Below are 17,640 nucleotides of genomic sequence, written 5' to 3' on the forward strand. Positions count from 1 at the left end.
GTTAAAGCCGATCCAGCACATCTCCCAGTTGCCGAATAAATACTCGCGGATTTTAGCGAGCTTGCTGTCGTCATTGCTTAGCTTCTCGCCCAATCGCACCTTTGTAACGGCCGCGGGATCGACCGGGATCCAGCCGTGGCCTTTTAGATAAAATTCCGCTCTGCAGTGCTGCGCGCCCGAAATTTCAAGCGCACCGCCGCTTAAGGCGCCCATGACACCCATTTCAGGCGAAAATTTCTGCGCTACGCCCGTGCGGATGCCGTAAATAGCGCGAGCAGGAATGCCAGCTGCCCTGCAGAGCGATACGAACACGCTATTAATATCGGCGCATTTGCCGCTTAGCTTGCCGCTGCTTAAAATCGCCGCTGCATCGCCGCTGCCGCATGCGATCACGCTATTATCGCGACTCATATTTTTTGCGACCCACTCGTAGATCGCGCGCGCCTTTTCCAGATCGCCTTTAAGCGAGCCGGTGATCTCGTCTGATTTTTGTTTTGCAGCGCCTTCTACCGGAATTAGCTTTGAAGGCTTTAAAAACTCCTTGATCTCGGGGCTCAAGCGCTCATTTTCATTAAAGCTTACCTTGCTAAAATCGGTGTTTCGCTCCAAAATTTCAATATCGAAGCTAAGCTCAAAATAATCATCCTCTTCGCCTACGACACCTTGCTCGCCGTATTTGCCAACGCCCGCTCTTGCCTCTTTATCGGGTGCGAAGCGCGCGTAGTACGTGCTTATATGATCTCCGCAGATAGCAGACTCTTGCGCATTTGAGCGGGCATGATATTCGCCAAGCAACCTCTGATATGGCTCTTGCAGCACTAACGGCAGCCAAAGCCGCACTTCTGCGCCACTACTTGAAATTTCGTGATTAAATCTTAGACTGAATTTTCTCGTTTTTGTTTCTTGCATTTTTTGCTCCTTTGCTTGAATTGCAAGTCGATTTTATCTCTTTGCGCCTTAAAATGGATAAAATTTTATGTTAAAATGGCGCTAAATTTTGAAATTTTAGGATTAGAATGGATCTGCAAAAAATCAGAGACGAGAACTTTAAAAAGCTGCAAAGCAGACAAAACCGCGAAATTTTAAGCGCGATCGAGGCGCTACAAATAGACGAGTGCGACTGCGACTGCGGCGACGTCGTGCGTGCAATCTTTAACGCAAGCGCGGAGCAAAGAGATGAAATTTTGCGCATAGCGCGGGCGCTAAAGCCGTGGCGCAAGGGGCCTTTCGCGCTGAATGATCTTTTTATCGACGCCGAGTGGCGAAGCTTCGTGAAATTTAACCTGCTGCGGCCGTTTTTAAATCTGAGCGGCAAAACCGTCGCCGACGTGGGCTGCAACAACGGCTACTATATGTTTCGCGCAAGCGAGCTAGCGCCTGCGCAGCTAGTGGGGTTTGATCCGAGCGCGCTATTTTATCTGCAGTTTCGCTTCATCGGAAAATTCCTCCGCAGCGGCGCGAAATTCGAGCTTCTGGGCGTGGAGCATCTGCCCTTTTACGAGCACAAATTCGATACGATCTTCTGCCTCGGCGTCATCTACCATCGCAGCGACCCCGTAAAGATGCTAAAAGATCTGCGCGCCTCGCTAAATGCGGGCGGCGAGGTGTTTTTAGACACGATGTATATCGAAGGAGAAGGCGATTTCGCGCTGTGTCCGAAAAACAGCTACTCAAAAATTTCAAATATCTACTTCGTCCCGACCGTCGGCGCGCTGCAGAATTGGTGCGAGCGGGCGAAATTCAGAGATTTTGAAATTTTGGCTCAAAAGCCCACGGATCCGAACGAACAGCGCAAAACGGAGTGGATCGACGGGCAGAGCTTGGAGAATTTCCTAGATCCGCACGACAGCTCGCGCACGATCGAGGGCTACCCCGCCCCGCGGCGTATCTACGTGCGGCTTCGAGCGTGATCTGCGCCTTTAAAAACGCGTAAAATTTACTGAATTTATCGACTCGCGGGGAAAATTTTGCATTCGGCGGGATGTGAAATTTAGCTAAATTTAGCGAGCTTGAGCCAGATTAGATCGCATTGTAGCGGCTGGGATCAGTACGGCGGCGCAAATTTTAATTTCGACTCGTGGATCACGTTTCGCGTCTTGCACGCACGGCGCGAAATTTTACTAAATTTAATCAAGCGGCGATAGATTAAATTTTATCTGCGCATCGCACGCCAATGTACGTATACAGCAAACGGGGCGCAAAATTTAACGCCCATAGCCTCAAATAAAGCGGCAAATTTTGACGCCTGTAATGCGAGCAAAGCGGCATCAATTCCGGTGCCCACGAACAAAGCGGTATAAATCTCAAACGCCGACCAGTTTCACGCCGCTTCGCCGCCTCTCGTACAGCGAGACGCAATTGAATTTAAACTATCAGCGCTCAAAAAGTTGCAAAAAATATTTTAAATTTTGCTTCTCGGCCTGCAGGCTCGTATTCGGACCGTGTCCGGGATATAGCGTAAAATCGCCCTTTATCTGCAAAATTTTATACAAAGACTCTCTCATCTGCTCGCCGCTTGAAAAGGGAAAATCCCACCTGCCGATAGAGCCTTTAAATATGACGTCGCCGCTAAAGATCGCGCCGCCTGCTTCGATCATACAGCTGCCCGGCGTATGTCCGGCAAAAAGGCTAAATTTAACGTTAAAACCTGCTATTTCAAAGCTTTGTTCTTGCCCTTTTACGAGTACATCAGCTTCTATGGGCTCGGGCATCGTCTCAAAAGGATCCGCCCGCAGCATAAAGGCGTCTTCCTCGTGGATATAAATTTTAGCGCCCGCCCTTTGCAGCTTTGCGTCATCATAAACGTGATCGAAATGCCCGTGCGTATTCAAAACCGCCGCGATCTTTCCCGTATTTTGCATCACCCAATCAAAGCTGCCCTGCCCCGGATCGATCACTAGATCGCCCTGCTCGCCCTTTAGAATGTAGCAGTTCGTCGCGTATTCACCGAAAGCTTTTTTTAAAATTTGCATTTAAATCCTCCTTTTAAGCTTAAATTAAAGCCGTAATTTAGCCAAAAATAGTTAAAATTCGCACAATTTAACGTAAAATTTTAAGGCTAAATACTATGTTTTTGGACGATTTGCTGCCGCAACTGACCGATTTTTTATCGGAGAGACTCGATGAAACGGGCGCGGACGCCTTTGTAGTGGGTATCAGCGGCGGGCTTGACAGCGCCGTGGTTTCTGCGCTTTGTGCACTTACTGAGATCCCTACTTACGGGCTTATCCTACCTAGTGCGGGTTCAAATTTAGAAAATATGGCAGACGGCATCTTTCACTGCGAATCCTTTAATATCCCCTACGAAATCCAAGAGATCGCGCCATTTGTAGAAAATTTTACCGCTTTAAATCCCGGTGTAAGCGCTCTTCGCATCGGAAATTTCGCCGCGCGCGTGAGAATGAGCTTACTTTATGATTACAGCGCGCAAAAACGCGGAGTAGTTGTAGGCACGAGCAATCTTAGCGAGAGAATGCTCGGCTACGGCACGATCTACGGCGATCTGGCCTACGCATTTAATCCGATCGGAGAAATTTTTAAAACCGATCTGTTTAAATTCGCAAAAATTTTATGCATAGACGATGCGATCATCAAAAAAGCCCCAAGCGCCGATCTATGGGAAAACCAAAGCGACGAACGTGAGCTTGGATACAGCTACGAGATCTTAGATAGCGTGCTAAGAGATATTTTTTCGCACGAAACGCTGCGGACGAAATTTCGCTCAGGCGAGCAAATAACCGCAAACGATCTAAAATATCTGCAAAACTCGCGCCACAATCAAGAGCTGGTGAAATTTATCGTCCGTAGAATTCTTAAAAATAATTTTAAGCTTCGCGCGCCCGCGGTCGCCCGCATAGAGCCCGCACACTAAGGAGAGATTTATGAAAGAGATACCGTTTTATAAGGCTCAAATCGATAAAAAAGAGGAAGACTTAATTAAAAGCGCCCTCTACAACAGCGATATAAGATATAGCGAAATTTTTGAAGAGGATATTTGTAAATATTTCGGCGTAAAGCACGCCGTATCTACCACGAGCGGCACGACGGCGCTACATCTGGCGCTTTGCGCGATGGATATTAAGCGTGGAGATAAAATTTTATGCTCCGTAAATTCCTTCCCTAACGTTGCCGAAGTGATCCGCCACTTCGACGCAGAGCCCGTTTTCGTAGATATCGATCCGATAAGCTTTAACATCACGAGCGAAAGCCTTGCCCGTACGATAGATCAGAACCGCCACAAGAAACTAAAATGCGCTTTCATCTCGCACATCGCGGGGCTTGCTGCGGATATAGACGCCATCAGCGAGGTCGCCAAAAGCGAAAATATCATCCTTATAGACGATGCGTGCCGCGCTATGGGCGCTACCTATAAAGGCGCAAAAATCGGAGCGCTTAAAAGCTCGCTCATATCGTGCTTTCAGATCAATCCTCAAGCGCAAGATGCGATCTCTACGGCAGGCTTTTTCGTTACGAACGACGATGAGATCGCAAGCGCCGCGCAAATTTTAAGAAACGGCGGCATCGTGGGAGACGCCTTTTACAAAGACGGCAATATGTCCTTTACCTACGACGTCGATCGCATCGGTCAAAAATACGATCTTAACGCCATAAATTCCGCCTACGCGATCGCCCAGTTTGAAAAAACCGACGCTTTTATAAAGCGCCGTAAGCAGATCGCCGCAGCCTACCGCGAACAGCTCGCAAACTGCCCGCACGTAACGCTTCCAAGCGACAGCGAGGAGCATATCTATACTCAATTCATCGTAAAGATCGACAAAAACCGCGACGATTTTGCCAAAGCGCTGATCTCGCGCGGAGTGAGCGTTTCGCTGCACTACGTGCCGGTGCATCTGCTAAACTACTACAAAAGCAAATATAATTACAAGGTCAATGATTTCCCGAATGCGCTTAAAAACTATCAGCAAATTTTATCCCTGCCGATCTATACGGCGCTTAGCGACGACGATGTGAGCTACATCTGCGAGCAGATCAAAGAGATAGCGCAAAATCGTGTTTAAACTCCTAATCGAGCGAAACCTATACGATCCGAGCCCCGCGTGGTTTGCGCTAGGGGTGATTTTAGCACCGTTATCGCTACTTTATACGCTGATCGTCTGTCTAAAAAGACTCTTTGCTAAGCCGCAAAAACTTAAAATTCCAATAATCAGCGTCGGAAATTTAACCCTCGGCGGAAGCGGCAAAACCCCGCTAGTGCGGGCGCTTTTTAAAGAATTTAACGGGGGGTTCAAAACCTGCATCATCCTTCGCGGATACGGGCGCAAAAGCAGAGGCTTGCTCGAAGTAGCGCTCGGCGGACGGGTACTTTGCGACGTGCGGCAAAGCGGCGATGAGGCGATGGAATACGCGCTGTTTTTACGCGGCGCGAACGTGATCGTCAGCGAAGATCGCGCCGCAGGGATCTTGCGCGCGCAAACTCTCGGCTTTGAGCTCGTTATCTTGGACGACGGATTTTCTAAATTTAATATATCTAAATTTGATATCTTGCTGCGCCCGCAAAGCGCGCCGAAGCTGCCCTTTTGCCTGCCCTTCGCCGCATATCGCTACCCGCCGTTTTTTTATAAATTTGCAGATTTCATACCCGCGCCGAGCGATATTTCGCAGGAGCTTAAAATCATTTCGGCGGCGGATCTGCAAAGCAAGCTAAACGGCACGGATGAAATTTCAAATCCTGCGGATGGAATTTCGGATTTAAATTTAAATCGCGCGGCAGATGAAATTTCAAATTTAAACCCCGCCGCGGATAAAATTTTAAATTCTAAAGAGGCTGGTTTTGAAAAATCCCGCACGATCTTAATCAGCGCTATCGCCAAGCCTTGGCGCTTGCAAGAGTTTTTGCCGCTCGCAAAAGCCCACGCATTTTTCCCCGATCATTATGATTTTAAAAAAGAGCAGATTTTAGAGCTGTTAAGGCGCGAGGATGCGGAGCATATCCTATGCACGGCGAAAGATTACGTGAAATTAAGGGATTTGGGCGCGGAAATTTCGGTGATTTTGCTAAATTTAAAGCTAAGCGAAAACTTTATCCGCAAAATTCAAAACTACATAAACCAAGCTATGATAAAATAAGGTTTTTAAAGGAATTTTATGATAAAAAAGAGCAAAACCGCCGAAGTAATCATCTCCGCGCTGCCCTATATCCGTAAATTTAGAGATAAAATTTTCGTCGTTAAATACGGCGGCGCGGCGCAAACCGACGATACGCTCAAGCTTGATTTTGCCCGCGACATCGTGCTTTTGCATATGGTCGGCATCAAGATCATCGTCGTGCACGGCGGCGGCAAAAAGATCAATCAGACCCTGGATAAGATCGGCGTGCAGAGCGAGTTTAAGGACGGTCTTCGCGTAACGAATAAAGACGCGATCGAAATTACCGAGATGGTGCTAAGCGGCGCGGTGAATAAAGAGATCACGGCGCTTTTGAATCAAAACGGCGCGCCCGCGATCGGCATCAGCGGCAAGGACGGCGGGCTTTTAAGGGCAAAATTCCTCGATGAGAAAAAATACGGCTTCGTAGGCGAGATCACCGAGGTAAACACCAAGCTGATAAACGACCTGCTGCAAAAGGACTATCTGCCGGTAATCGCCCCGCTTGCGGGCGGCGAGACGGACGAAAACGTGAGCTTTAATATCAACGCCGATCTCTGCGCCAGCAGGATCGCAGCCGCGCTAAAAGCGAGCAAGGCGATATTTTTAAGCGACATAGACGGCGTGCTTGATAAAGAGGGAAATTTAATCAGTAAGCTTGATGCCGCGCTCATTTCGAAGCTTAAAAAGGATGGCACGATCGCAGGCGGTATGATCCCCAAAGTCGATGCGTGCCTGCAGTGCGTGCGAAACGGCGCGAGTGCCGCGCATATCATCAACGGCAAAATTCCGCACTCGATCCTGCTTGAGCTTTTCACGGACGGCGGCATAGGAAGTTTGATAAAGGAAGAAATTTAGGCGCGAGCGCAGAGGCGGCAGGCTTAAAGCGGCAATGCCGCAAGTCCGTGCAAAAAGTCTAAACGATCAAATTTAAAGCGCCTAGGCAGGCGTAAATTTTAAAATTTTAAAAAGGAAAAAGATGAAACTGGTTTCAACGAGAGATTTTTCGCAAAAAGCGGATCTTAGCTACGCGCTGCTAAATCCGAGCGCGAGCGGCGGCGGACTTTTCAGCCCCGAGAGGCTGCCACTTTTGAGCGAGGATTTTTTTAAGCAGTGCGAGGATCTGAGCTACAAACAGATCGCGCTTAAAATCATCGAGAGCTTCGATTTTGACGTAAGCAGCGAGGCCTTTGAAGACGCGCTAAAGCGCTACGATAAATTTGAAAATCCCGCCTGCCCCGCCCAGATCAAAAAACTAAGCGAAAACGCCTATATTTTGGAGCTTTACCACGGCCCGACGCTTGCATTTAAGGATATGGCGCTGCAGCCCTTCGGCGCGCTTTTAAAAAGCATCGCAAAATCCAGGAATGAAAAATTTTTAATAATGTGCGCTACGAGCGGCGACACGGGGCCTGCTACGCTGGAGGCTTTTGCGGACGACGAAAACATCAAAGCGGTCTGTCTCTACCCGCAGGGCGGCACGAGCGAGATACAGCGCCAGCAGATGGTCAAACAAAGCGCGACAAATCTTAAAATTTTAGGCGTGCGCGGCAACTTCGACGATACGCAACGCACTCTAAAATCGCTACTGGCTGACGAGGATTTCAGAAACGAGCTCGCGCGGGCGAATTTAAATCTAAGCGCCGCAAACTCGGTAAATTTCGGCAGGATTTTATTTCAGATCATCTACTATATCTACGCTAGCATCTATTTCTCAAAGCACGGCGTATTGAGCTTTGGGCAAAATTTAAAGCAAAGCGATCAGTGCGCGATGTGCGGTAAAAATTTTGGCTCCGCAGCGGGCGCAAACAGCGCGCAGAGCGCAAAACAGAGCGCTAAATTTAACACCTTCGACGTCATAGTGCCTAGCGGAAATTTCGGCAACGCGCTGGGAGCGTATTTCGCCAAAAAAATGGGCGCAAAGATCGGTAAAATCAAGATCGCTTCAAACGCGAACAATATCCTAACCGAGCTTTTTACGCGCGGTATCTACGATCTGCGAAAGCGCGAGCTCATCCGCACGATTAGCCCTGCGATGGATATTTTAGTTAGCTCCAACGTCGAGCGGCTGCTTAGCGATATGTTCGGCGATGCGCGCACGAGCGAGCTGATGCAAAGCCTGGTGCGAGATAAATTTTATAAACTTAGCGCGAGCGAGCTTGCGAAGCTTCGGGAGATTTTTGAGGCGGATTTTTGCGACGATACGCAGTGCGCTAAATTTATCAAGCAAGAAAGCAGCCGCGGCGTGCTGATCGACCCGCACACGGCAACCTGCTTTAAGCTACTTGACGAAAGCCGCCTAAATCTCGTCATCTCGACTGCGAAGTGGATCAAATTTACGCCGTCGATGATCGGCGCGATCAAAGGCAGAGCTTGCGAAGACGAGCGAGCCGATATGATCGCGCTTTCGAAGGAATTTCGCAGCGACATTCCGCCGCAGATCTCGCGCCTTTTTAGCGCGCCGCAGGTGCACTCCAGCGTCGTGGAGCAAAGCGAGATCAAAAACGCCATAATGGAGTGGATCAAAAAATGATAGTAATCCCCGCGCGCCTTGCTTCGACGCGCTTTAAAAATAAAATTTTATGTGAGTTTGACGGCGTGCCGATGTTTATCAAAACGGCTCAAAATGCTGCCAAAGCGGATCGCGTGCTAATCGCCGTGGATGAGCCGCAAATTTTAAAGATCGCGCAAGATTACGGCTTTGACGCCGTTCTCACTGCGCGCGAACATCAAAGTGGCACCGATCGGATCAATGAAGCGGTCGCAAACGCGGCGCTTGTGGAGAACGAGATCATCATCAATATCCAAGCCGACGAGCCCTTTTTCGAGAGCGAAAATTTGATTAAATTTAAAGATTTCGCCAACGCCATGATCGCGCAAAATGGCGCATTTATGGCGAGCTGCTACAAATACATAAGCCAGCAGGCGGCGGAGGATCCGAATTTAGTCAAGCTCGTGCTCGATAACGCGGGCTTTGCGATCTATTTCTCGCGCTCGCTCATCCCCTACCCGCGCGCGGCATGCGAGTGCTACCTCGGACACATCGGCATCTACGCATACAGCGTGCGAAATTTAAAGAGGTTTTGCGCCCTGCCCGCCTCGGTGCTGGAAGATACCGAAAAACTCGAGCAGCTTCGCGCCATAAGCGCGGGCGAAAAGATCGCGATGCTCGAAATAAAAACCGCGAGCATCGGCATCGACACGCCGGCTGATTACGAGCGCGCACTAAAGGAGTTCGGCAATGAAATTTAAAATTTACTCGCTATGCGGCGCAGCGTTTGAGGTGCAGAGGCCCGCCGCGGAGCGTAAAATTCTAATGCGACGTAAAATTTTAGCGGCGCGCGGAATTTTAAAATTTAAAGATGCGAGCGCAAGATGAATTACGATGAATACAGGTCCGCCGTAGATACGCTAAATGCGTGGGCGCGGGCATATTACACCGACGATCGGCCGATCGCAAGCGACGAGGAGTACGACGAGCTTTATTCGCAGGCGGAGAAATTCGAGGAGCAAAACCCCGCGCTCGCGCTGCCCTACTCGCCTACACGGCGCATCGGAGGCGCGATCAGCGAGGGCTTTTCCAAGCTCGCTCACGGCGCGCAGATGTGGTCGATGGAGGATATTTTCGACGACGCGGACCTTTTGGCGTGGCTAGCTCGCGGCGAGAAGAGCGGCGCGCAGTTTTACGTCGAGCCGAAATTTGACGGCGCGAGCTTAAATTTAACCTACGAAGGCGGCGTGCTGATAAGCGCGGCGACGCGCGGCGACGGGCTTATAGGCGAGGACGTAACGCAAAACGCAAGAGCGATCAAATCGGTGCCGCTTCAGATCCCATACGAGGGAAGGATCGAGATCCGCGGCGAGACGCTGATCGCAAAGAGCGATTTTGACGCGCTAAACGACGAGCGCGCCGCAAACGGCGAGAGCTTGTTTTCAAACCCGCGCAACGCCGCCGCGGGAAGCCTGCGCCAGCTGGATAGCGCGATCGTAGCGAAGCGGAAGTTAAAATTTATCCCGTGGGGGGTGGGCGAGCATTCCTTAAGCTTTGCGCTGCACTCGCAGATAATGGAATTTGTGCGCAGTCTCGGCTTTTTGCGCGACGAGTTTTGCCGCATCTGCAAGAGCGCAAGCGAGATCAGGAGCGCGTACGAGGCGCTGCATAGCATGCGCGCGAGCAAAGATCTGATGCTAGACGGCATGGTAATCCGCGTAAACGAGCTTTCAAAGTGCGCGCAGATGGGCTATACGGTAAAATTCCCGCGCTTTATGGTCGCGTATAAATTCCCCGCGATCGAAAAGGTAACGCGGCTGCGCGAGATCAATCTGCAGGTCGGCCGCACCGGCGCGGTCACCCCCGTAGCCGTCGTAGATAGCGTAAATATCGACGGCGCGAACGTTTCAAACGCGACGCTTCATAATTTTGACGAGATCGCGCGGCTGGGGCTAATGAAAAACGATTTCGTGGGCATCATCCGCAGCGGCGACGTGATCCCGAAGATTACGAGCGTTTACAAACAGCGCAGAGACGGCACGCAGAGCGAAATTTCGCGCCCGGGTCGCTGCCCGGTTTGCGGCGAGAAATTGCTTGACGAAGGCGCGCTCATAAAGTGTCAAAACCTCGATTGTAAGGCGCGCGTAATAGGCTCGCTGATCTATTTCTGCTCAAAAAAATGCATGAATATCGAAGGGTTAAGCGATGCGACGATTACGCAGCTTTTTGAAAGCGGCAAAATTTCAAAGATCGGCGACATTTACGCCCTAGGCGCGCAGGATTTGGCGGATCTTGAGGGCTTTGCGGATAAAAAAATTTCAAATCTTTTGGGCGCGATAAACGCGAGCAAAAACGCGCCGCTTGAGCGCTTCATCGCTTCTTTGGGGATCGAACACATCGGCGAGGTGGCCGCGCGCAAGATCGCCGCGGCATTCGGGCAGGATTGGCTAGATGCGAGCGAGGATGAAATTTTGCGGCTGGAAAGCTTTGGAGAAGCGATGGCGAGGAGCCTAGCGGAGTTTTGCAAGATAAATCGCGAAAAAATTCTAAATCTAAGCGAAATCATCACGCCTCGCGCACCCCAGATGCAGACCGTCAAAAGCGCCTTCACGGACCGCAGCGTCGTCATCACCGGCACGCTCAGCCGTCCGCGCGACGAGTTTAAGACCAGGCTTTTGGCGATGGGCGCGAAGGTGCAGGGCTCGGTATCTGCTAAGACCGACTTCGTGCTTGCGGGAGAGGACGCCGGCTCCAAGCTGCAAAAAGCTCACTCACTCGGCGTGCGGGTGATCGACGAGAGCGAGTTTGAAGCGCTTGCGAGCCTAGCGACGACCGACACAAATTCGCCTAGCAAGAGCGAGTCCGAAGCGCTCGCAGGGAGCGGCGAGTGAAGATTTTTTGTTTGGTACCGAACCCGCACGTAAACGGCGCGAGATTAAATTTCAAAAGCAACCTCCGTTCTGCGGCGCTTATATCTTTTACAAGGCGCGAGAATTTTAAAAATTTTGCGGCACCCAAACGCTGTGCCGATATGAAAAATTTTAAAATTTTCGCTAGCGGCAAGATAAAATTTGTAACGCACAGCGAGCTAAAATTTGCAACGCGCAGTATAGCTAAATTTACGGCGTGCAGCTGGCTGAAATTTGAGCCGCGCAGCACTGCTACGCGCAACTTTGCTTTGTGCGATAAAATTTTAAACCCAAGGCCGCTCAAAAGCTGCGCAAGCTTTAAAATTTCATCGCGGCGCGGAGAAAAAGCAAAATGAGATTTGATCTGCTCGTCGCAAATACGCTTAAAATCAGCAGAAATCAGGCCGCTGCGCTGATAAAGCAGGATAAAATTTTACTGCGAGGCGCCGTGCAAAACAGACCTTCCGCGCAGATCGCGCCCGAGCAGAGCGGCGAAATCAGCGCGATTGATCAAATTTACGTAAGCAGGGGCGCGCTCAAGCTTGCAGGCTTTTTGGACGAGCTTGCCGAAAACGGGCTTTTGGCAAGCTGCGGCGCAAATTCGCCTAGCGCGGCGGCAGAAATTTCAAAGCCGTGCAGTGCCGTAAAAAGCGCGGATAGCAAAGCGGTAGCGATGCAAAAAACGGACATAGTAACGATGCAAATTTCAAGTGCAGATTCTGCGGCTACGGATAAAATTTTAGGCGCGGACGAGACGACCGAAATTCCAAGTGCGACGGCGGCAAAGATCGCAAAAACAAATACCGAGGCGATCCGTACCGCAAAAACGAGCGCCGAAGCGGCAGAGCTTTTGCAAACGGACGTAGACGCCGAAACGGCAGAGATTTCAAATACGGTAGTCTCCAAATCAAGCGGCAAGGCGGGCGCGTGCCGCAGAGAAGGCGGCGCGGAGCCGGTACAAACAAAGCCCTCTCAAAAAGAGATTTTAAATTTAGCAGGAGCCGATGTTTTGGACGTGGGCAGCAGCACGGGCGGGTTCGTGCAAATTTTACTTCAGCGTGGCGCAAAGAGCGTGACCGCGCTTGACGTCGGTAGCTCGCAGCTAAGCGAAATTTTGCGGCGCGATCCTCGCGTGATCGTGCGCGAAAATACCGACATCAGGGAATTTGCGAGCAAGAAAAAATTTGATCTCATCACCTGCGACGTGAGCTTCATCTCGCTAAATTTGATCTTAAAAAGCCTCGCTAGCCTCGCAAAAAGCGCTCTCATCGTGCTATTTAAGCCGCAATTTGAGGTGGGTACGGAGGCTAAACGAAATAAAAAAGGCGTGCTCAAGGACGAAAAAGCGGTGTGCGTCGCACGGGCGAAATTTGAGCAGCTATGCGCCGAGCTGGGGCTTGCCACGCTGCATGCCGGCGCCTGCAAAATCACGGGCAAAGAGGGAAATAGGGAATTTTTCTATCTTCTAAAAAGGATGAACGATGAAATTTAAAAACTTAATTATCTTGGCGTTTTGCGCGCTATTTTTGGGCTCATGCGCTAAAAGCTTAAACCCCAAAGCGCCGATCGTAAAAAACTTCGACATAGCTAAATTTAGCGGCGGCTGGTATGAGATCGCCCGTATGAAGGGCGGCGGCGAGCTGCAAAACACCGCGTACGAGTGCTTTATCGATAAAAACTCCACGATCAATCTTTTAAAAACCGCCAAAACAAGCTCAGGTAAAATCGAAAACGAGCAGCACGTGTTGGAGTTTGCAGGCGATAAAAACGTAGGTCTGCTCTATCAAAAAGGTCTGATTTCCGACTCCCTCTACCGCGTGGCGCAGGTGGACGGCGACTATCGCTACGCCCTGATCTTCGGCGCCGATACGAGTGAGCTTTACATTCTCTCGCGCACCAAAACCCTGCCCGAGCCGATCCGCATCCTATATCTAAAAAAGGCGAAGCATAGCGGTTACGACACCAAAAAAATCGTCTGGACAAAGCAGCAATAATGGCTAATCAAAAATCATGTAAAGACCATACAGAGGCTTCGCTACGGAATTTTAAAGAGCAAAATTTCGTAGCGCAGAATTCCAGCTTGAAAAATTTTACGGAACAGAATTTCACAAGCAATGAAGAAAATTCATCTCAAAATATCAAACGCCCAAGGCAAGAGTTGAGTGAAAACAAAGCCGGCGATGCGCACCGCGCAGATGAAGCAGACACCGACACCTCTTGCAGCAATGAAACGACTTTTGGCAGTAAAACGGCTTATAACGACGCTTGCAGCAATGACGTAGACGCACAAGCTCAAAGCGCGCTTCCTGCTTGTGCGGAAGTGCTGCGTGCGCGCCTAAGCGAGCAGTTCACACGTGGCGAGATTTTCGCAACGCTACAAGGCGCAAACCGCGATAATGTGCACGCCGTAGCGATCGGTAACTTCGACGGCATGCACCTTGGACATCAAAAATTATTTGAAAATTTAGGTGAGCACGGCGCAATAATCGTAATCCTAGCAGGTGGTGGCACGAAGCTCACCCCTTTTGCGTCGCGGCAGGCTTTTACGGACAAAAAGATTTTTTATTGCGATCTACGCGCTATCAAAAGCCTTAGCGGAGGCGAATTTATCGCACTTTTAAGGCAAAATTTCATAAATCTACAAAAAATCGTCGTAGGCGAGGACTTTAGATTTGGGCGTGATAGGGCGTGGGGCGCGGAGTTTTTGCGGCGCGAATTTCGCGGGCAAACCTACGTTTTAGGGGAGTTTTGCTTAAGCGGCGGCGGCGTGCATTCAAGTAGGATCAAGGAACTTTTATCGCGTGGTCGGTGCGAAGAGGCGGCGGAGCTTTTAGGACGAGATTACGAGATCTGCGGGCGGATCGTGCGCGGTCAGGGGCGCGGGACGCAGGAGTTCGTAGCGACGCTAAATCTTGATGCCAGCGGCTATTTTATGCCAAAAAGCGGCGTATATGCGAGCCTAACGCACGCCGGAAGCAAGGAATTTGCAAGTGTGAGCTTCTTGGGACATAGGCTCAGCACCGACGGAGCTTTTGCGATTGAAACGCACATTTTAGGGGACTTTGCGGGCTTTGAGGCTGGTTTAAATTCCGCACAAGATCGCGCGCCGTGCTGCGAGGGGCAAGCCGCACATTCTGCGCGAAATTCAGATGAAATTTCGGCGCGTAATTCGACCGAAATTTCTACACAAAATTTTGCGGCGAGCGAGAGCTTAGGCGTCGAAAATAAAAATTTAGAGGCTACGAGTAAAAATAGCACCGCGAAATTCGTCTGCGTAAAATTTATAAAGTTCCTACGTGAAAATCGCAAATTTAGCGATCTAGCGCAGCTTAAAGAGCAGATTTTAAAAGACGTTTCAGAGGCGGAGGCGGTACTACGAAGCCGTAAATTTTAATCTACGGCTTGTAAGCTTAAAGATGAAATTTGCGGGCTGTGCGCTTGATTTGATGCGTCTGCCCGCGTTTTGCATCTACGGCGCATTATATTAGCCGTCTGCGATGCCATATGGGAAGTGTACACAAAAGCGGCGCGCAAGTTGCTAAAAAGTCGTTAAATTTTAACGACGTACCGCCTGCAGGACTTTAACGCACCTTGGGTTTGGGTTTATGCAAGACTAGGCAAGTGCAAGCTGCGCCGAGAATTGAGAACGATAAAAAATCTTAGTTGTGCTGCGAAGCTTTAAAATTTAGCAGGGCTGAGCTTCCGAGCAAGAGCCAAGCGGCTAAATTATACGCCTAGCTAAACGCGGGATTTTGTCAAGCGGGCTCCATTTTACGGCGCGTAAAATCGCAAAATGGGCGCGAAATTCTACCAATATAGCTTTGGCTATGCTTTTAGTTTAAGTTCGTAATTAAAGAATTTAAAGGAGCTGTTTTGGCAGTGCGAGATTTGGCGGCGTAAAATTTAATGTTGAGAAATTCTAAGCCCGCTAAATACGGCGTAGAATTTTAAGGACGTATTTGCACGGCGTGAAATTTTAAGGCGTGTCAAGCAAGACGTGAAATTTAATCATGCATCGAGCGTATCTGGGCTAGAAGTGGGCACAAACTGGGATGTAGCTCGCTTGCATCAAAAGCGCTCATGCTGCGTTTAAAATTTAGGTATGCTTCGCGCGGGGCAAACTAAGCGCAAAAATTCCATGCGTAGCGGTCGCAAATAGAGTCTCGCGTAAGTGCAGAAAGCACGGCGTGAGAATTCTGCGTTTAGCATGCGTAGGAAGTATAAATCGAGTGCTGCGTAAATAGCGAAACTAAAAGGAAACGGATGAAAGACGAAATTTTTAAAGAGCCTATCAAAAAGCAGTTTGAGTTTGACGCCAGCGTCGCGTCGGTTTTTGATGATATGATCGGCCGCAGCGTGCCGTTTTACGAGGCCAGCACGCGGCTTAGCGGCGAGCTTTTGGCGCGGATACTGCCGCAAAAGGCACGCGTGATCGATCTTGGTTGCTCGACTGCGACCGCGCTACTAGCGCTGTTTGCGCTGCGCTCCGATCTGCGGCTGTGCGGCATCGACAGCTCGGAGGCGATGATACAAAACGCCCGCGCCAAGGCGGCAGCGTTCGGCGCGAAGCTCGAGCTTGGCGTATCGGACGTGCTGGATGCGAGCCTCGCGGACTGCGACGCCGTGATCATAAACTACACGCTACAATTTATCAGACCGCCGCGCCGCGCTGCGCTCGTGAGTAAAATTTATGACGGATTGCGCGAGGGCGGGGTTTTGATCTTTAGCGAAAAGATCGTCTACGAAGAGCCTGCGCTCGCGCGTCAGATGATCGAAATTTACGAGGATTACAAGCGCGCGCAGGGCTATTCGCGCTACGAGATCGCGCAAAAACGTGAGGCGCTTGAAAACGTGCTCGTGCCCTATACGGAGGCGGAAAACCGCGCCTTGGCGCTAAGCGCAGGCTTTAAGCGCGTCGAAAGTATCTTTAAATGGGCGAATTTTATGAGCTTCGCGGCGTTTAAATAACGAGTGATTTAAATTTATAAGAAGTACAAATTTTTGATTCTACGAATTTATGAATTTCAATAATTTCCGAATTTTTTACTTTCCAAAACTCTTGCATTATAAAATTTGAAGCAAAATACGGAGTGAAAATTTTAAATTTTATTCTGTACTCAAAGGCGCAAAATCTAAAATCTCCTCTCGTACACGCAACTTTTGGAATGTGCGCACCTAAAAAGTAATTTCGACGCCTTTTGTTTACGCAAAATTTTAACTGCCTAGCGATAATTTATACAAGTTTTAATAAGCTAAAATTTATTTTATCTCTATTTGTTATGCCTCTTAGGTTATTTCGGCGATTTTCGCTTGTTGCGGGCTTTTCTCTGCAATTAACCCCGTTTCTTCATCGATTTTTTCACTGCCAACACGATTTTCAAGATCTTCCAAGAAACGTTTCGTATCGGCTAAAATTTTTTCATATTTGCGCCATTTCTTTTTATAAACCAATAGCTTATAACCTTGGTGTGCCAAAATGTAACCGCTAATTGCACCTATTATAAACAACCCAATATAAGACCACTCAAAATAAATGCCATTACATATAAGACCTAGTACTCCGCCTGCGAGAGAGCCCTTAAATACCAAGTCATCATTAAAATTGGGTTTATAACTTTCAGCATCAGCCAAGATTTGATTTTCATTGCTTATATTTCTAGTGATGTTTATGATCACACCGCAATCCATATAACCGCCATTTCTTTCGGCATAGCCGGCCCATCTCGTCACCATCCATAATTGCGAAATTCTCGTCTAGAGCTACTCTAAATAAATTTATGCCCTGTTCCTTCAGTTGAAATGTCCATATATGAGTATGCGTAGTACTTGTTCTAGTAGTCGTATGCGAACTCGTATTGCTACTAATACTGCCATACTCAACGATACGGCCACTACTCGAACTATACACATTCGTATTAGTTTCACTACTCATATTCGTGAGCACTTCTTTTTTAGCATTGATTGCGATACCGTGAAAATAATCCATTAACAATCCTTTAGTTAAAAATAAAATTTGTGAATAATACGCCCCCCCTCCCCATTAAAATTTGCTGAAATTTTATACTCGCCGTATTTTTCGGGTGATACGGCAAGGATTTTTATTTATCTCTTGTATAACCAAAGGAAGAAAGTATA

General features: G+C 49.1%; 17 protein-coding genes. 14 read left to right on the top strand and 3 right to left on the bottom strand.

Annotated features, from left to right (window positions below; all coding sequences use genetic code 11):
* Window positions 1-909 (bottom strand): transglutaminase-like domain-containing protein (locus Q0605_RS10865; protein WP_298706877.1); only part of this gene is annotated, 909 nt, incomplete at its 3' end.
* Between the two features lie 107 nt (window positions 910-1,016).
* Here Q0605_RS10865 and cmoB point away from each other — a divergent pair.
* A complete protein-coding gene (gene cmoB / locus Q0605_RS10870; RefSeq protein WP_298706878.1) occupies window positions 1,017-1,910 on the top strand; it encodes a tRNA 5-methoxyuridine(34)/uridine 5-oxyacetic acid(34) synthase CmoB in 894 nt (297 codons plus the stop codon).
* A 462-nt stretch (window positions 1,911-2,372) separates the two neighbouring features.
* Here cmoB and Q0605_RS10875 read toward each other — a convergent pair whose 3' ends face one another.
* On the bottom strand, window positions 2,373-2,972 hold the full coding sequence (locus Q0605_RS10875) for an MBL fold metallo-hydrolase (RefSeq protein ID WP_298706879.1): 600 nt from the start codon (window positions 2,970-2,972) through the stop codon (window positions 2,373-2,375).
* Between the two features lie 95 nt (window positions 2,973-3,067).
* On the opposite strand from Q0605_RS10875, the gene nadE reads away from it, so the two are divergent.
* From nadE to cmoA, 13 genes are all read left to right on the top strand, one after another.
* A complete protein-coding gene (gene nadE, locus Q0605_RS10880; protein ID WP_298706880.1) occupies window positions 3,068-3,871 on the top strand; it encodes an NAD(+) synthase in 804 nt (267 codons plus the stop codon).
* 10 nt (window positions 3,872-3,881) lie between these two features.
* On the top strand, window positions 3,882-5,018 hold the full coding sequence (locus Q0605_RS10885; protein ID WP_298706881.1) for a DegT/DnrJ/EryC1/StrS aminotransferase family protein: 1,137 nt from the start codon (window positions 3,882-3,884) through the stop codon (window positions 5,016-5,018).
* On the top strand, window positions 5,011-6,087 hold the full coding sequence (locus tag Q0605_RS10890; RefSeq protein WP_298706882.1) for a tetraacyldisaccharide 4'-kinase: 1,077 nt from the start codon (window positions 5,011-5,013) through the stop codon (window positions 6,085-6,087). Before Q0605_RS10885 ends, Q0605_RS10890 begins: the two co-directional genes overlap by 8 nt.
* Window positions 6,088-6,105: 18 nt before the next feature.
* Window positions 6,106-6,963 carry an acetylglutamate kinase gene (gene argB / locus Q0605_RS10895; protein ID WP_298706883.1) on the top strand — a complete coding sequence of 286 codons (858 nt, stop codon included), beginning with the start codon at window positions 6,106-6,108 and terminating at the stop codon, window positions 6,961-6,963.
* Window positions 6,964-7,084: 121 nt separating this feature from the next.
* A complete protein-coding gene (thrC, locus tag Q0605_RS10900) occupies window positions 7,085-8,638 on the top strand; it encodes a threonine synthase (RefSeq protein ID WP_298706884.1) in 1,554 nt (517 codons plus the stop codon).
* Window positions 8,635-9,357: a 3-deoxy-manno-octulosonate cytidylyltransferase gene (gene kdsB / locus Q0605_RS10905; protein ID WP_298706885.1), complete on the top strand. Its 723-nt coding sequence runs from the start codon at window positions 8,635-8,637 to the stop codon at window positions 9,355-9,357. The genes thrC and kdsB overlap by 4 nt, the downstream gene beginning before the upstream one ends.
* The gene (locus Q0605_RS10910) at window positions 9,347-9,484 is read left to right on the top strand and encodes a hypothetical protein (RefSeq protein WP_298706886.1); all 138 of its coding nucleotides are present in this window, start codon (window positions 9,347-9,349) and stop codon (window positions 9,482-9,484) included. Before kdsB ends, Q0605_RS10910 begins: the two co-directional genes overlap by 11 nt.
* Window positions 9,481-11,487, top strand: a complete 2,007-nt coding sequence (gene ligA / locus Q0605_RS10915; protein WP_298706887.1) for an NAD-dependent DNA ligase LigA — start codon at window positions 9,481-9,483, stop codon at window positions 11,485-11,487. The genes Q0605_RS10910 and ligA overlap by 4 nt, the downstream gene beginning before the upstream one ends.
* Window positions 11,484-11,861, top strand: coding sequence for a hypothetical protein (locus Q0605_RS10920; RefSeq protein ID WP_298706888.1), 378 nt, complete (start codon window positions 11,484-11,486; stop codon window positions 11,859-11,861). The genes ligA and Q0605_RS10920 overlap by 4 nt, the downstream gene beginning before the upstream one ends.
* Window positions 11,858-12,997, top strand: coding sequence for an SAM-dependent methyltransferase (locus tag Q0605_RS10925; RefSeq protein WP_298706889.1), 1,140 nt, complete (start codon window positions 11,858-11,860; stop codon window positions 12,995-12,997). Before Q0605_RS10920 ends, Q0605_RS10925 begins: the two co-directional genes overlap by 4 nt.
* Window positions 12,987-13,499, top strand: a complete 513-nt coding sequence (locus Q0605_RS10930) for a lipocalin family protein (protein ID WP_297996232.1) — start codon at window positions 12,987-12,989, stop codon at window positions 13,497-13,499. The genes Q0605_RS10925 and Q0605_RS10930 overlap by 11 nt, the downstream gene beginning before the upstream one ends.
* Window positions 13,499-14,899, top strand: coding sequence for a riboflavin kinase (locus Q0605_RS10935; protein WP_298706890.1), 1,401 nt, complete (start codon window positions 13,499-13,501; stop codon window positions 14,897-14,899). Before Q0605_RS10930 ends, Q0605_RS10935 begins: the two co-directional genes overlap by 1 nt.
* Window positions 14,900-15,768: 869 nt before the next feature.
* On the top strand, window positions 15,769-16,473 hold the full coding sequence (gene cmoA, locus Q0605_RS10940; protein ID WP_298706891.1) for a carboxy-S-adenosyl-L-methionine synthase CmoA: 705 nt from the start codon (window positions 15,769-15,771) through the stop codon (window positions 16,471-16,473).
* Window positions 16,474-16,791: 318 nt separating this feature from the next.
* On the opposite strand, the gene Q0605_RS10945 is transcribed toward cmoA, so the two are convergent.
* Complete coding sequence (locus Q0605_RS10945; protein WP_298706892.1) at window positions 16,792-17,193, bottom strand: hypothetical protein; 402 nt, start codon at window positions 17,191-17,193, stop codon at window positions 16,792-16,794.
* Window positions 17,194-17,640 lie beyond the last annotated feature (447 nt).

Source organism: uncultured Campylobacter sp. (genome assembly GCF_938017705.1).
GTDB lineage: Bacteria > Campylobacterota > Campylobacteria > Campylobacterales > Campylobacteraceae > Campylobacter_B.

What these genes read in the sequence shown, in the direction of transcription:
- cmoB (WP_298706878.1), top strand. Translation starts at nt 1,017, where the DNA reads ATGGATCTGCAAAAAATCAGAGACGAGAACTTTAAAAAGCTGCAAAGC.
- Q0605_RS10875 (WP_298706879.1), bottom strand. Translation starts at nt 2,972, where the DNA reads ATGCAAATTTTAAAAAAAGCTTTCGGTGAATACGCGACGAACTGCTAC.
- nadE (WP_298706880.1), top strand. Translation starts at nt 3,068, where the DNA reads ATGTTTTTGGACGATTTGCTGCCGCAACTGACCGATTTTTTATCGGAG.
- Q0605_RS10885 (WP_298706881.1), top strand. Translation starts at nt 3,882, where the DNA reads ATGAAAGAGATACCGTTTTATAAGGCTCAAATCGATAAAAAAGAGGAA.
- argB (WP_298706883.1), top strand. Translation starts at nt 6,106, where the DNA reads ATGATAAAAAAGAGCAAAACCGCCGAAGTAATCATCTCCGCGCTGCCC.
- thrC (WP_298706884.1), top strand. Translation starts at nt 7,085, where the DNA reads ATGAAACTGGTTTCAACGAGAGATTTTTCGCAAAAAGCGGATCTTAGC.
- kdsB (WP_298706885.1), top strand. Translation starts at nt 8,635, where the DNA reads ATGATAGTAATCCCCGCGCGCCTTGCTTCGACGCGCTTTAAAAATAAA.
- Q0605_RS10910 (WP_298706886.1), top strand. Translation starts at nt 9,347, where the DNA reads ATGAAATTTAAAATTTACTCGCTATGCGGCGCAGCGTTTGAGGTGCAG.
- ligA (WP_298706887.1), top strand. Translation starts at nt 9,481, where the DNA reads ATGAATTACGATGAATACAGGTCCGCCGTAGATACGCTAAATGCGTGG.
- Q0605_RS10925 (WP_298706889.1), top strand. Translation starts at nt 11,858, where the DNA reads ATGAGATTTGATCTGCTCGTCGCAAATACGCTTAAAATCAGCAGAAAT.
- Q0605_RS10930 (WP_297996232.1), top strand. Translation starts at nt 12,987, where the DNA reads ATGAAATTTAAAAACTTAATTATCTTGGCGTTTTGCGCGCTATTTTTG.
- Q0605_RS10935 (WP_298706890.1), top strand. Translation starts at nt 13,499, where the DNA reads ATGGCTAATCAAAAATCATGTAAAGACCATACAGAGGCTTCGCTACGG.
- cmoA (WP_298706891.1), top strand. Translation starts at nt 15,769, where the DNA reads ATGAAAGACGAAATTTTTAAAGAGCCTATCAAAAAGCAGTTTGAGTTT.
- Q0605_RS10945 (WP_298706892.1), bottom strand. Translation starts at nt 17,193, where the DNA reads ATGGATTGCGGTGTGATCATAAACATCACTAGAAATATAAGCAATGAA.